We start from the raw sequence: 12,662 nt of genomic DNA on the forward strand, positions 1-12,662 counted from the left end.
AAATGGAAAACAGGAATCATTCATACAGAGCTAAAAAGGCCTAATCAGATGATTAGGCTTTTTCATGTTAGTCTTTCTTTGTTTTACGAGAGAGGCCAAAGGCAGCACTCATGCTAAGAAGACCGAGACCAAGAGTTGTCAAGGCAATTGAGGTCTTGCTTCCTGTATTTGGAAGACTTGCTTCTTTTTGAGGAAGAGCTGCAGGTGCGATATAGACCGCTGTTTTAGCAGGCTCGTCTTTAGCAGGTGTGAATACTGTCGGTTTCGCAGGTTTTACAACAGCTGGTTTTTGAGGAGTAGGAGTCGGTGTTGCAGGCGTTTGGATGCTAGGTGTTTGTGGTTTTGCTTTCGCCACACGATGAGTTTTTGAGATCAACTCATACTTGTCTGTTTGGACTTTGAAGACACGACCTTTTTGGACAGTTTCAACGACTTTATTGGCAAATTGAACGTTCAACAAGTTAGCAAAGTTTTTGTCGATATCTAGGTAGAGACCATTTGTTCCATTGACCAATGGATCAAAGTCTTTTTTTTCACGTGTTTCACCAACCACTGTCAAAGAGATACCAGCATCTTTAAGGGCTTTCAGTGTCGCTTCTTTTGTTGGTGTATCCTTTGTAAGATCAATGTCCTCGTCTGTAATCAAGAAAGCAAAGCGATGGTTGTTTGCCCCAGCCCCCCAGTTGTAGTCCCCTGAAGTAGCAATATGATGCAATGGAACAGTAGCATTTTCATAGTAGCCTTTAGTTTTGATGGTTTTCAAAGCAGAAATGAAACTTTCTGGATCACTTGTGAACTTAGATCCATTGAAATCATGGTATTTAACTTCACTAGCTCTTTCGTATTCAACCAATCCTAAACGAGCTTGAATATTTTTTGCCGATAGATTGCGAACGAAGGTCTCGACATTCTTCATCGTATCCCTGATGTGAGAATCCATTGAAGTTGATTTGTCAATGACAAAGACGATGTCTGATGTTGCTTGAACTTCTTTTTTATTGACCACATCGGCTTCTTTTGTCACTTCGACTACAGTTGTTTTATTAACTGTTTCAGTTGTTGTCTCAGTGTAGTCCGCTGTTTCCTTGGTTGATGTAGCTGTCTTAGTAGATGAGACCGGTTTTGAAGTGCCAACAGGTGTGTTTGGATCTGCTAAGCTAGTCGTTTTGATGGTTGCTGTTGAAGTAGTGGTGGTGTCTGCACCGTCTGTTTTAGCAGATGGGCCAGTTTTTTTGACGTCCACAGCGATGATATCCCCAGTTTTTGCTTTATCAGCAGGAACAACTGGTGTATTGGCTTTGGCGTTGATTTCTTCTGTTGCAGCCGTGATAGGTGATTTTGTGGCTGTAGTAGCTGCAGGAGCAGCTTGGGTTGTGCTAGGTGCAACGTCATCAGCTGAAGCAATAGTCGTTCCTGTGAAGACAGTTCCTAAAACAACGGATGCTAAAGTTAAAGTTTGTTTACGTGAAATAGTATATTTTTTCAAAATACGTCCCCTTTTTAATAAACTTTTTTCTATCATACAGGTTTTTGAAAAACTTGTCAACGGTATAATAATCAAGGCTTTTGCCGACTTTTATATCTCTAGTTATTGATAAAAAGCCGAACAAGAAAAATATTCACATAATAATTTAAATATACAAAACGTGCAAAAGAAAATAGGATTCCCACAAATTTGCAGGAATCCTTATTTTATCGGCATTTCTACTCTATTTTTTAGTCGTAAAAAATACTAGCTAGTCACTTTTTTTATGTTTCTGCATTAGCACTAAGAACAAAGACTACGATTAGTTTAGTAATTTTTCAAAGAATTGGATGACCTCTGGTTTGAGATTACTTTCCTTCGGTTCAACTAGTGAAACGTAAAAACTAATCCGTTCACTTTCTGCCATCGGAATCGCGATCAGTTCTTCTTCACCATCTGTTAGTGCAAGATCTGCTAGTAAACTGATCCCCACTTGTTTACGAAGGAGTTGTTTTAGAAGCTGAATATCATCCGTCTGAAAGAAGGGTGTAGCCTCATGGTGATAGCGCTCATTCAACTGTTCAAAGGCTTTTAAATGAACAAAGTGCTCATCTGGAATGATAAAATCTTCATCGATGACGTCTGAAAATTGTAATACTTTTTTGGAGGCTAGTGGATGGTTATGATGAAGGATATAGAAGAGATCTCGTTTGGCTATTTCTCTTACCTGGAAGCGATGGTCTTTAATCGGTTCCAAACTCCCTAAAAAACTAGCATCTAGTTCCCCTTTGGAAAGCATTTCTAAAAGTTCGACAGATCCTTCTTGAACAGGATGGATACTTTGAAGAGCTGCAACATTACTGATAAAGGCGGGTTGTTTTCGGACAAGATAGTCAATGATGATTGGTGGGAAACCAATCGTATTGAATTGAGAGAGACTCCGGAGGATCTCTTTTTTGGCCCCTTGAATCTCAGGTAAGACCTTTTGAATATGTCGTAGCAAGATTTCTCCTTGGGGCGTTAATTTGAAAGTACGGTGAGAAGGATCGTGCGCGATTAATGGGCAGTGAAATTCCTTTTCTAGTCGTTTAATCGCATAGGAAACGGATGGTTGACTGATCCCGTGTTTTTGGGCAACCCCAGTAAAGGATTGCTGTTGACTAAGATCAAAAAAATAATAAAAGTCCTTAAGATTCATTGGGCTCCCTCTTCTAAATAGACAGACATGGATAAGCAAAAATTATCCGTGATAGCTAATTTGACTATATGATTTTTTGTTTGTTACAATCTGAGGTGAGTCAGAGGACAATTAAAGGCTATCTAAAAGATCTTCAAAAATCGTTAGGATCTTTTCCCTTTTTCCAACTGGAAGTTGTTTAATTTTCATGTTTACTCTCTTAAGTGAAAGGCTGTCAGTAGGATCTGAAGATGATTCAAGTGAATTAAAATTGAAGAATTCTTCAGGCGTTAACTCAAGAGCAGAAATGACTTTTTCAAGACTGTGAATGGTCAGATTCACGTTTTGATTTTCCAATTGATTGATGTATTTTAATCCAAGATCTGCCCGTTCCGATAGCTCCTCTTGACTCATGTTTTGTTTTTTTCGCAAATATTTGACCTTTTGCGCTATATACCGTTGTAAATAATGTTTTGTTTTCATGTAACCAGAATACAAGTTTTAAATGACAAAAATAACACCTTAAACAAAACAAAGTATCTTATAACAAACATATTTTGGATTTATTATCTATGGCTTTTATAGGTATTGATCATCATAAGTAGAAAAAAGAATACCTGAAAACAGTGGATCTTTTGATGAGAATAACCTTCTAAAAGGTGGAAAGGAACAGGCTTTTTTAAGAGATGACTATGACGATCTAGGAAGTGATGGATAAGCCTATTATTTTGTTATCTTTTGAAATCGCATCATTTTCGGTTGTATCGCCTGAACTTTCATTGACTGATTTATTCATATTGTATCATATATAGAACAAAGTGTCATTTAAAGAAAAAGTGTTATAATAGAATAAACTAAATAAGGAGGTCACATGATGACTGCACATGATATTTTAAACAACCCTTTCCTCAATAAAGGAACTGCCTTTACTTTAGAGGAACGTAAGCAACTAGGTCTCATTGGCCTCCTGCCACCTTACGTCCAAACTATTGAAGAACAAGCAGCGCAAACTTATGCGCAAATGCAAACAAAGGTTAATGATTTGGAAAAACGTTTGTTCCTAATGGAAATTTTTAATACAAATCGTACTCTATTTTACTACCTATTTGCTCAACATTTGGAAGAGTTTAATCCCATTGTTTATGATCCAACTATTGCCGATACCATCGAAGGCTATAGCGATCTTTTTGTAGACCCACAATATGCGGCCTATCTTGACATCAATCACCCTGAAAATATCGAAGCGACTTTGAAAAATGCAGCAGGGGACCGTGAAATTCGTCTTATTGTTGTGACAGATGCAGAAGGTATTCTCGGTATTGGTGACTGGGGTACAAATGGTGTTGATATTTCTGTTGGGAAATTGATGGTCTATACTGGAGCTGCAGGAATCGATCCTTCAACGGTGCTTCCTTTGGTCATTGATGCAGGTACCAACCGTGAAGAATTGCGTAACAATCCTAATTACTTAGGAAATCGTCACGAACGTGTGCGTGGAGATCGTTATTATGATTTTATCGATCAATTTGTTCAAACTGCAGAACGCCTCTTCCCTAAACTATATCTGCACTGGGAAGATTTTGGTCGCTTAAATGCTGCTAACATCCTTGAAAAATACCGGAAGCAAATCCCAACCTTTAACGATGATATCCAAGGAACTGGTATTGTTACCCTAGGTGGGATCTTTGGGGCATTGGATATTACAGGTGAAAAATTAACGGATCAAGTTTATCTCTGCTATGGTGGTGGGACTGCTGGTGCAGGGATTGCTTCTCGTGTCCTTCGTGAAATGGTTAGTGAAGGTCTACCTGAAGAAGAAGCTTATAAACGCTTCTTTATGGTCGACAAACAAGGTCTCCTTTTTGATGATATGGATGACTTAACGCCGCAACAAAAACCATTTGCTAAGAAACGTTCTGATTTTGCCAATGCAGATCAGTTGACGGACCTTCTTGAAGTAGTGAAGACGGTTAAACCAACCATTCTTGTGGGAACTTCAACTCAGCCAAATACTTTCACAAAAGAAATTGTAGAAGCTATGTGTGAAAACACTGAACGTCCTATCATTTTCCCATTGTCAAACCCGACCAAACTAGCTGAGGCAAGTGCCAAAGATTTGATCGAATGGTCAGACGGAAAAGCATTTGTTGCAACAGGAATTCCAGCTGGTACAGTTTCCTATAAAGGTGTGGACTACGTGATTGGTCAAGCGAATAATGCCCTGATTTACCCAGGTCTTGGACTTGGTATGCTGGCTTCTGAAGCGAGTCTTTTGACGGATGAAATGATTGGAGCAGCCGCACATTCATTGAGTGGGATTGTCAATCCAGGCGAACCAGGAGCACCAGTCTTACCTCCATTCAAGTATGTAGCTGATGTTTCTATCAAAGTAGCAGAAGCAGTTGCTAAAAAAGCGCAAGAACAAGGTCTTGCGCGTGCTCAAGAAACAGATATGGCTAAAGCGGTACGTGATTTGAAATGGTATCCAGAATATAAATAAGTAAATTTAATGGAGGTGTACGAGTGCGACTGGATGCCTTGTACACCTTTTCTTGTATGTCCTGTTAGATAGAAAGGGAGACTATGGAAATCTTTTTAACGTCAATTCAGAGTATTGTACCCATTATCGTCATCATCATTCTTGGTTATTTCTTGCAAGTCCGAGGTTGGTTTCAAGAGAGTTTTGGAAATGACTTATCTAAACTGATTATGAACGTGGCCATGCCTGTTGCAATTTTTACCTCTGTTCTTAAATATTTAACTTTAGATAAATTGATTAGCTTGTCTGGCGGTTTGTTGTATACGTTTATCGCCTTCATTCTTGGTTACCTAGCGGCCTTTATCGCAGTGAAAGTTTTTAAAGTGCGCCCAGGTCGTCGAGGAACCATGATTAATACCTTTGTTAATGCTAATACCATATTTATTGGTTTGCCTTTAAATATCGCTCTGTTTGGAAATCAAGCCCTTCCTTACTTCTTGGTTTATTATATTACAAATACAGTATCTACTTGGACATTAGGTGTCTATCTGATGACTTCTGATAGTAAAGAAGGGGCTTCAAAACAGGCTCAAAAATTTAATTGGAAGAAGCTTTTCCCAGCTCCTTTATTAGGTTTTCTCGTAGCCCTCGTCTTTTTGGTGTTGCGTATTCCTGTTCCAAGTTTTGCGGAAAGCACCTTGACTTATATTGGTAGTTTAACAACGCCCTTATCTCTTGTCTATATCGGTATCGTCCTAGCTAAGGCAGGTTTGAACACCATTCGCTTTGATAAAGATACCATTATCACACTGGTTGGTCGTTTTATTCTTGCACCGGTCATCATGCTCTTGGTTCTGAAGTTCTTCTCTCCAAATATGGTGGCACCAGAATTTAGAACCTTTATGATTCAATCAGCAACACCAGCCTTGGCAGTTCTTCCTATCCTTGCCAATCAAGGTAAAGGCGATGTTGAGTTTTCAACGAATGTGGTCACTCTCAGCACAGTCTTATTTGTGATTGTGGTTCCAATTCTGCAGACATTGTTGGGATAGCATTTATATGAAAATGATGTAGTTTTAGTGCTATACATTCGTCAAAAAGGACGTCGGGTATTATACTCGACGTCCTTTTTAAACGGATGACTAGATCAACACATAGGTTTCAACCGCTTGCCCAGCCCCGTTTTCATTATTGTCCTTTGTCACGACTGCTGCTTCGTCTTTCACCTCTTGAGGAGCGTTGCCCATAGCGACACCGATGCCTGCTTTTTTGAGCATAGGAAGGTCATTGAAGTTGTCCCCCATGGTGAGGACTTCTTCTAAGCTCAAGTGGTAGTGGTTGGCGAGTTCAACCAGAGCATCCTCTTTAGAGACGTGCTTAGCAGTAACTTCTAGGTAGTTGGCTTTGGAGAGATAAAAGGCGGTAGAAGGGAAGTCATCGGCAGAAATAGCACGATAGAGGGCTTGGATCTCTTCTGCTTCTCCAATTAAGAGCAATTTGTGGAGGGGCTTTGTCATATCCAGCAAAGGATCCAATAGGGGAAGAATAAGAGGTTTTTCCCCTGTAATCCGGGCTTCCTCTCGGCTCCATTGGTCGAGATGATCGGTCATCCAGTCTTTTCCGCTATAGAGGTTGATCGAAACTTGAGGGAAGTGTTGGTTGGCCCAGTCGATAAACTGACGAGCTTCCGTCTTGTCCAAGGGATGCTCAAACAGAACCTGCTCGCCTTTTTGAATCAAGGCCCCGTTGTAGCAGGCCATGGGGCAGTCTTCTATACCGAGTTCTTTGGCAATGGGAGCCATTCCTTTTGGAGAACGAGCAGAAGCCAGTACGAAAGGAATGGTTTCGCGTTTTAAATCTGGGATCAATGCTACCAACTGTGGATCGATCTGATGGTGATCATTTAAGATAGTACCATCGATGTCGCTGATGATGAGACGAATGTGAGACATAATGAGGACCTCCTAATAGAGAATAGTGGTTTCACTGCCGATTTGTTTAAGGATTTCAGGGCTTGGTTTTTGATCAGTAATCCAATAGTCAAATTGCTTGAGACGAGCGAGATAGTAGTTGGCATGTTGGTGGAACTTTGCACTTTCTGCTACCAGCACCTTGGTACGAGTCCGTTCAAAAACGAGGGACTTGACTGCAACGTCTTCAGCATCCTCAAAGGTGACTTCGCCATTGGCTAAGCTACTCGCTCCAAAAAAAGCAAGATCAAAGCGAAGATTGTCCAGTATGTGTGCTTGATTCGCGTCATAGTAGAAGCGGTTTTTAGGGTAGAATTTCCCGCCTAGGAGATGAACGTCAACCTGGGAATGGCTACTGAGCTGGATGGCATTGTCAAGGGAGTGCGAATAGACTGTAAGATCTCCATCAAGCAGGCCTGCCAGCAAAGTGATTGAGGTAGAGGCATCGAGAAAGATCACTTGGCCATTTTGGATCCATTGCAAGGCTTTTTGAGCCATGGCAGTCTTTTCCTTGTTGGCCTTTTGACTGCGGTCTAGATAAGAAGGGCCAGGTTCTTTGTTTAAGGGAAGGAGACCACCGTGTGTCCTGCGAACCAGCTGGCGTTGGCTAAGGAGAGCGAAGTCACGACGGATGGTATCTTTTGAGACCTTGAAGTAGTCGACCATTTCTTTGGCCGATAGTTGTTTTCGCTCTTCTAAAAGTTCTAGGATTTTTTCGAGTCGCTGTTCCTGATACATGAGCTTGCTCCTTATTTCTGTTCTTGCCTATATTTTACATTATCTATTAAGCTAATGCAAGTGTTTTTAATTATTTTTAAGCGTTTGTGATCTTTTTTCTTGCAAACCCTTATTCTGACGTTTGTTTTAAAGGGGGAATTCTGCTATAATATGTCAAAATAACGTGGAGGTTTCCTTATGGCCAGTGAATATGAAAAAATGATTGCGGGTGATTTTTATAGACCTGCTGACCCTGAATTACGGGCTTTGGCCCAAGCCTCTCGGGAGAAACAAGAAGCCTTTAACCAAGAGGTGGATCCCAAAAAAGGGGTAGCTATCATCAAAGAGTGGTTTGGCTCTACTGGCGACAACCTCTATCTAAATCGTCAGGTTCTTGTAGATTATGGGGTTAATATCCATCTGGGAGAAAATTTCTATGCCAATTACAATTTGACCATGTTGGATGTATGTCCCATTACGATTGGAAAGAATGCCATGATTGGTCCTAACTGCCAATTCTTGACCCCCTTGCACCCACTGGATCCAGACGAGCGCAATTCTGGTCTCGAGTACGGGGCGCCGATTACGATAGGAGATAACTTCTGGGCAGGAGGAGGGGTCACCATCCTTCCTGGTGTCACGCTGGGTGACAATGTGGTTGCTGGCGCAGGAGCAGTGGTCACAAAATCCTTTGGAGACAATGTGGTCCTTGGAGGAAATCCAGCCCGTGTCATTAAAGAAATACCCGTTAAAAAGGAGAAGGAATGATCCATAAACATGAAATACCCATTTTAGAGTTTGATGACAATCCACAGGCAGTCATTATGCCGACCCATGAGGGGTTAGACCTGCACCTACCTGAAAAATGTGTGTATGCTTTCTTGGAAGATGAGATTGATCGCTTTGCGGAAGCTGTTGGAGCCAAACAAGTAGCTAGCTTTGTCTCAGCTACCAAGATCTATCCGGTCTATGTTATGGAGTACAAAGGAGAGGAGATCTGCTTGGCCCAGGCGCCAGTTGGATCTGCCCCTGCCGCCCAATTCATGGATTGGTTGATTGGCTATGGAGTGAAGAAGATCATATCGGCCGGTAGCTGCGGGGTCTTGGTGGACATAGAAGAAAATGCTTTTTTAATCCCGACCAAGGCCTTGCGAGATGAAGGAGCCAGTTATCATTATGTCGCGCCTTCGCGTTATATAGAGGTGGACGGCCGCGCACTGACTGCTATTGAAAGGGTTCTCAAACAAGCGTCCATTCCCTATCAAGAAGTCATGACCTGGTCGACGGACGGCTTTTATCGAGAAACGCCTGACAAGGTAGCCTATCGCATTCAAGAAGGGTGCAGTGTTGTGGAGATGGAGTGCGCCTCACTGGCAGCAGTCGCCCAGCTTCGTGATGTAGTTTGGGGCTTGCTCCTATTTACCGCAGATTCTCTTGCAGACCTGGAAAATTATGACCAGCGTGACTGGGGTGCTGAAGCTTTTGAGAAGGCCCTAGAATTGTGCCTAGAGATGGTTCATCACTTGTAGGTCTTTTCACCTTTTTATGATACAATGAAGCTATGTTAGTCAAATTATTTTTTAAACAATGGCAGGCCAAAATTAAAAGCCTGTCTCCGGCAAGGCGAATCTTTCTCAGCTTTGCCTTGGTTATCCTGGTGGGCTCCCTCTTATTGAGTCTGCCTTTTGTCCAGCAAGCAATCTCAAAAGCAGGTTATGTCGACCACCTTTTTACAGCAGTCTCCATGGTCTGTGTGACAGGGCTCTTTACCCAATCAGTAGCTTCGACCTATAATGGTTGGGGGCAATTGATTTGTATGCTCTTGATTCAGATTGGTGGCCTGGGGATCTTGACCTTTATCGGTCTCTTCTTTATGGAAGGTCGCCAAAAGCTCAGTTACAAAGACCGACAGACCATCCGGGACAGCTTTAGCTTTAGCAATAACCAGAGCTTGGCCCGTTTTGTCCGTTCTATTTTCATTACCACCTTTACCATCGAAGGACTGGGGGCCTTGCTCCTCATGATTCGCTTCATTCCTCGCTTTGGTTGGGGCCATGGAATCTTTAACTCTATCTTTGTTGCGGTCTCGGCCTTTTGTAATGCGGGCTTTGATAATTTTGGGGGCGATAGTATGATGAGCTTCCAGACCGATTGGTTGGTCAATCTGACCTTATCTGCCCTTATTATTACTGGGGGCTTGGGCTTCATGGTCTGGTTTGACCTGGCTACCAAGGCCCGTAATCAATCAGGACGGCGGACTCTTCGCTTCCATACCAAGGTGGTTCTCTGGTTAACAGCTGCGATCCTTCTCTTTGGGACAGTAACCAGTCTCTTGACCGAGTTTAATAATCCAGCAACGATTGGGTCCCTTCCATTAGGAGAGAAGATCTTGGTCAGCTTCTTCCAAACTGTCAGTATGCGGACAGCTGGTTTTGCATCCTTAGATTATACAGCAGTCCGGCCAGTGACGCTCTTCGTCTATCTCTTGCAGATGTTTTTAGGTGGAGCACCGGGTGGGACAGCAGGGGGCATGAAGATCACCACCTTCCTGGTCCTCTTGCTCCTGGCTCGGAAGGAACTATTGGGGCTACCACATACCAATTTAGGAAAACGTACCATTTCACCAGACATTGTTCAACGTTCCTTTGGGACGGCGGTGATTTTCCAGTTGACCTTCTTAGTGGGTCTATTAGGAATCTGTTTGGTGACGCCGGATGGCCAACGCTTTATTTATTTGGTCTTTGAGGTGGTATCCGCTCTAGCGACAGTAGGCGTGACAGCCAATGTGACCTCGACCTTAAATGGGGCGGGACTAGCCATTATTATGGTCCTCATGTTTATCGGACGGATTGGTCCTTTGACCCTTATGGTCAGTTTGAACAATTACCAAGCCAAGAAAGCAGATACCTTGCAGTATGCCAAGGCAGACATCATTATCGGATAGGAGAAACTCATGGCGAATCGAACCATTGGAATTTTAGGATTGGGAATTTTTGGACAGAGTGTCCTGAAAACCTTACAGGATCAGGATGTGGATATTATTGCAATTGACGATCACGCAGATGTGATCAACCAATATGAATCCATGATTACGACTGGAATTGTTGGAGACATTACAGAAATGGACCTCTTGGATGCGGCTGATATCGGTACCTGTGACACAGTCGTGATCGCGACGGGTGAAAACCTGGAGTCCAGTGTGCTGGCGGTCATGCACTGTAAGGCCCTTGGAGTCGAGCACGTCATTGCCAAGGTTAAAAATGAAGTGACCAAGGAAGTCCTTGGGAAGATTGGGGCTGATTTGGTCATCCTACCAGAGGTAGAAGCAGGCATGTCTCTAGCTAAGATGATCCTCTTCCAACACGGGATTGAAGTTTTCCAGTTGGATGAAGCAGTGGTGGTAGCCGAGTTCACGGTTCCAGCCAGCTGGGTAGGTAAAAGCCTTCAAGACTTGGCGGTCAGAGAGGAGTACCATCTCAATATTATCGGCTATCGAGATGCGGAAGACCAACCGCTTCATATTCAGATTGGTCCCGACTTTATCTGGCCTGAAGGGGTGCGCGTGATGGCGGTGACAGACAACCAATATTTAGATAGAATCCAAGATTTGTTAGACTAATAGTGTAATGGAAACGGCCGAAAAGTTGTTTCAGAATGTTGATAACCTATTTTTTAACTAAAATAGGTGAAGTGATTCTGCAGAAAAATGACTTTTGATTTTTACAATGAATCAAGAGTATACTGAAACTTTCCGCTGTGAGAAAAGTGTTTGAAACATGATTGTTTCAAACACTCGGGAGTTTTGAGACTATAAATGAAAAAGCGAAGAGGCTCAAAACTAAGTCATGGAACTTCAAAGAAGTTCGCTGACGTCCGTCCTCACCTAAGGAAAGTTTTTAAGATGACGTTGTCTTCAATATAAAATAAAACGGCCGAAAGGTCGTTTTTTTCTCCTCTCGGTTAACTCTTCTTTAAGCAATGATTGCTAAAGTAAGAGAAACAGAAATACTTCCATTGTGGGAATAGAAGGATGAAAGATGACATTTTTTAACAGAATACGACCCAAACAGCCCTTAAAAGAGCTCAAATGGTTTGATATTGGCATTGTGACAGCCATTCTCTTTGGGCAATTCATTATCCGCTCGACCCAGCTGTTTTTAGCCAGTTTTCAGCCAGTCACGCAGACTGCAGTAGCTACAAGCAGTAGCAATACTGCAAGTGAAGGAGCTGCGTATTCCAGCAATATGACCCTGCAGTTGATCTTGCTGGCTCTAGCTCTTCTTTACTTGCTGCTCCGTCGCTTTGATTTTAAACAATTGCCGATCCGCTTCAAGTGGTCCACCTTGATCTGGGTGCCTTTGCTCTTTGTAGCGATGGGACTTTTTGGGGATGTAATCTCAACGGTTTCGGGTGAATACAATTATCTAAGTCCGAGTCTTTGGCCTTTTATCGATCCTATGCAGATCCTCCACAAGTTCATGGCTTTGAGTCCCATGGCGATTGCTTATGGCTTACTCAATGGATTTTATGAAGAATTTTTCTTTTTGGGCTTAATGACTTCGGTGAGTGAGAAGAACAAGTGGAAGGCGCTGGCCTTTTCAACCCTGATCCGCTTTTCTTTCCATACCTATCAAGGGCTTCTCTGGGCCCTTGTGATTGGCGTCATTTATGGACTCTTTTATTACGTCATGTACAAGAAGGTCGTCAAGAATCTCTTGCCATTTTTCCTCATGCATGCCTTGGCAGATATGTTTGGCTCGAGTCTCATGTATCTCTTGATCAATTGGGGAAGTTGATCTTATAAAATTTTAGGAAAGGCTCTGTCAAGTGTTGACAGGCCTTTTTTTGAGTGCT

Annotated in this window: 12 protein-coding genes; 7 read left to right on the forward strand and 5 right to left on the reverse strand. The window is 42.4% G+C overall.

Translation table 11 applies throughout. The features are described 5' to 3' along the window. Window positions 1-67 precede the first annotated feature (67 nt). The 3 genes from ABVF55_RS03030 to ABVF55_RS03040 form a co-directional block, all read right to left on the reverse strand. The gene (locus tag ABVF55_RS03030) at window positions 68-1,486 is read right to left on the reverse strand and encodes a VWA domain-containing protein (protein ID WP_445285511.1); all 1,419 of its coding nucleotides are present in this window, start codon (window positions 1,484-1,486) and stop codon (window positions 68-70) included. Between the two features lie 301 nt (window positions 1,487-1,787). Then, entirely contained in the window at window positions 1,788-2,663 is an 876-nt protein-coding gene (locus tag ABVF55_RS03035) for a LysR family transcriptional regulator (protein WP_445285512.1), read from the reverse strand. Between the two features lie 111 nt (window positions 2,664-2,774). Continuing rightward, window positions 2,775-3,125 carry a helix-turn-helix domain-containing protein gene (locus ABVF55_RS03040; RefSeq protein ID WP_445285513.1) on the reverse strand — a complete coding sequence of 117 codons (351 nt, stop codon included), beginning with the start codon at window positions 3,123-3,125 and terminating at the stop codon, window positions 2,775-2,777. Between the two features lie 391 nt (window positions 3,126-3,516). Between ABVF55_RS03040 and ABVF55_RS03045 the strand changes: the two genes are divergently transcribed. Beyond that, window positions 3,517-5,142: a malolactic enzyme gene (locus ABVF55_RS03045; protein WP_049490433.1), complete on the forward strand. Its 1,626-nt coding sequence runs from the start codon at window positions 3,517-3,519 to the stop codon at window positions 5,140-5,142. 83 nt (window positions 5,143-5,225) lie between these two features. Next, on the forward strand, window positions 5,226-6,173 hold the full coding sequence (locus ABVF55_RS03050; protein ID WP_003008680.1) for an AEC family transporter: 948 nt from the start codon (window positions 5,226-5,228) through the stop codon (window positions 6,171-6,173). Between the two features lie 90 nt (window positions 6,174-6,263). Here ABVF55_RS03050 and ABVF55_RS03055 read toward each other — a convergent pair whose 3' ends face one another. Together ABVF55_RS03055 and ABVF55_RS03060 are read right to left on the reverse strand one after the other, a co-directional pair. Then, window positions 6,264-7,073 carry a Cof-type HAD-IIB family hydrolase gene (locus ABVF55_RS03055; RefSeq protein ID WP_445285514.1) on the reverse strand — a complete coding sequence of 270 codons (810 nt, stop codon included), beginning with the start codon at window positions 7,071-7,073 and terminating at the stop codon, window positions 6,264-6,266. A 12-nt stretch (window positions 7,074-7,085) separates the two neighbouring features. Beyond that, complete coding sequence (locus ABVF55_RS03060) at window positions 7,086-7,829, reverse strand: DeoR/GlpR family DNA-binding transcription regulator (RefSeq protein ID WP_445285515.1); 744 nt, start codon at window positions 7,827-7,829, stop codon at window positions 7,086-7,088. Window positions 7,830-8,006: 177 nt separating this feature from the next. Between ABVF55_RS03060 and ABVF55_RS03065 the strand changes: the two genes are divergently transcribed. The 5 genes from ABVF55_RS03065 to ABVF55_RS03085 all read left to right on the forward strand — a co-directional run bounded on the left by ABVF55_RS03065 (window position 8,007) and on the right by ABVF55_RS03085 (window position 12,604). Further along, window positions 8,007-8,576, forward strand: a complete 570-nt coding sequence (locus ABVF55_RS03065; RefSeq protein ID WP_445285516.1) for a sugar O-acetyltransferase — start codon at window positions 8,007-8,009, stop codon at window positions 8,574-8,576. Then, complete coding sequence (locus ABVF55_RS03070; RefSeq protein ID WP_445285517.1) at window positions 8,573-9,337, forward strand: nucleoside phosphorylase; 765 nt, start codon at window positions 8,573-8,575, stop codon at window positions 9,335-9,337. Before ABVF55_RS03065 ends, ABVF55_RS03070 begins: the two co-directional genes overlap by 4 nt. Window positions 9,338-9,369: 32 nt before the next feature. Next, on the forward strand, window positions 9,370-10,752 hold the full coding sequence (locus tag ABVF55_RS03075; RefSeq protein ID WP_445285518.1) for a TrkH family potassium uptake protein: 1,383 nt from the start codon (window positions 9,370-9,372) through the stop codon (window positions 10,750-10,752). A 9-nt stretch (window positions 10,753-10,761) separates the two neighbouring features. Beyond that, entirely contained in the window at window positions 10,762-11,427 is a 666-nt protein-coding gene (locus ABVF55_RS03080) for a potassium channel family protein (RefSeq protein ID WP_445285519.1), read from the forward strand. Between the two features lie 418 nt (window positions 11,428-11,845). Then, the gene (locus ABVF55_RS03085) at window positions 11,846-12,604 is read left to right on the forward strand and encodes a CPBP family intramembrane glutamic endopeptidase (protein ID WP_445285520.1); all 759 of its coding nucleotides are present in this window, start codon (window positions 11,846-11,848) and stop codon (window positions 12,602-12,604) included. Window positions 12,605-12,662 lie beyond the last annotated feature (58 nt).

It is taken from the genome of Streptococcus sp. KHUD_012 (genome assembly GCF_052588255.1).

What these genes read in the sequence shown, in the direction of transcription:
- ABVF55_RS03060 (WP_445285515.1), bottom strand. Translation starts at nt 7,829, where the DNA reads ATGTATCAGGAACAGCGACTCGAAAAAATCCTAGAACTTTTAGAAGAG.
- ABVF55_RS03065 (WP_445285516.1), top strand. Translation starts at nt 8,007, where the DNA reads ATGGCCAGTGAATATGAAAAAATGATTGCGGGTGATTTTTATAGACCT.
- ABVF55_RS03075 (WP_445285518.1), top strand. Translation starts at nt 9,370, where the DNA reads ATGTTAGTCAAATTATTTTTTAAACAATGGCAGGCCAAAATTAAAAGC.
- ABVF55_RS03070 (WP_445285517.1), top strand. Translation starts at nt 8,573, where the DNA reads ATGATCCATAAACATGAAATACCCATTTTAGAGTTTGATGACAATCCA.
- ABVF55_RS03050 (WP_003008680.1), top strand. Translation starts at nt 5,226, where the DNA reads ATGGAAATCTTTTTAACGTCAATTCAGAGTATTGTACCCATTATCGTC.
- ABVF55_RS03055 (WP_445285514.1), bottom strand. Translation starts at nt 7,073, where the DNA reads ATGTCTCACATTCGTCTCATCATCAGCGACATCGATGGTACTATCTTA.
- ABVF55_RS03085 (WP_445285520.1), top strand. Translation starts at nt 11,846, where the DNA reads ATGACATTTTTTAACAGAATACGACCCAAACAGCCCTTAAAAGAGCTC.
- ABVF55_RS03045 (WP_049490433.1), top strand. Translation starts at nt 3,517, where the DNA reads ATGACTGCACATGATATTTTAAACAACCCTTTCCTCAATAAAGGAACT.
- ABVF55_RS03080 (WP_445285519.1), top strand. Translation starts at nt 10,762, where the DNA reads ATGGCGAATCGAACCATTGGAATTTTAGGATTGGGAATTTTTGGACAG.
- ABVF55_RS03040 (WP_445285513.1), bottom strand. Translation starts at nt 3,125, where the DNA reads ATGAAAACAAAACATTATTTACAACGGTATATAGCGCAAAAGGTCAAA.
- ABVF55_RS03035 (WP_445285512.1), bottom strand. Translation starts at nt 2,663, where the DNA reads ATGAATCTTAAGGACTTTTATTATTTTTTTGATCTTAGTCAACAGCAA.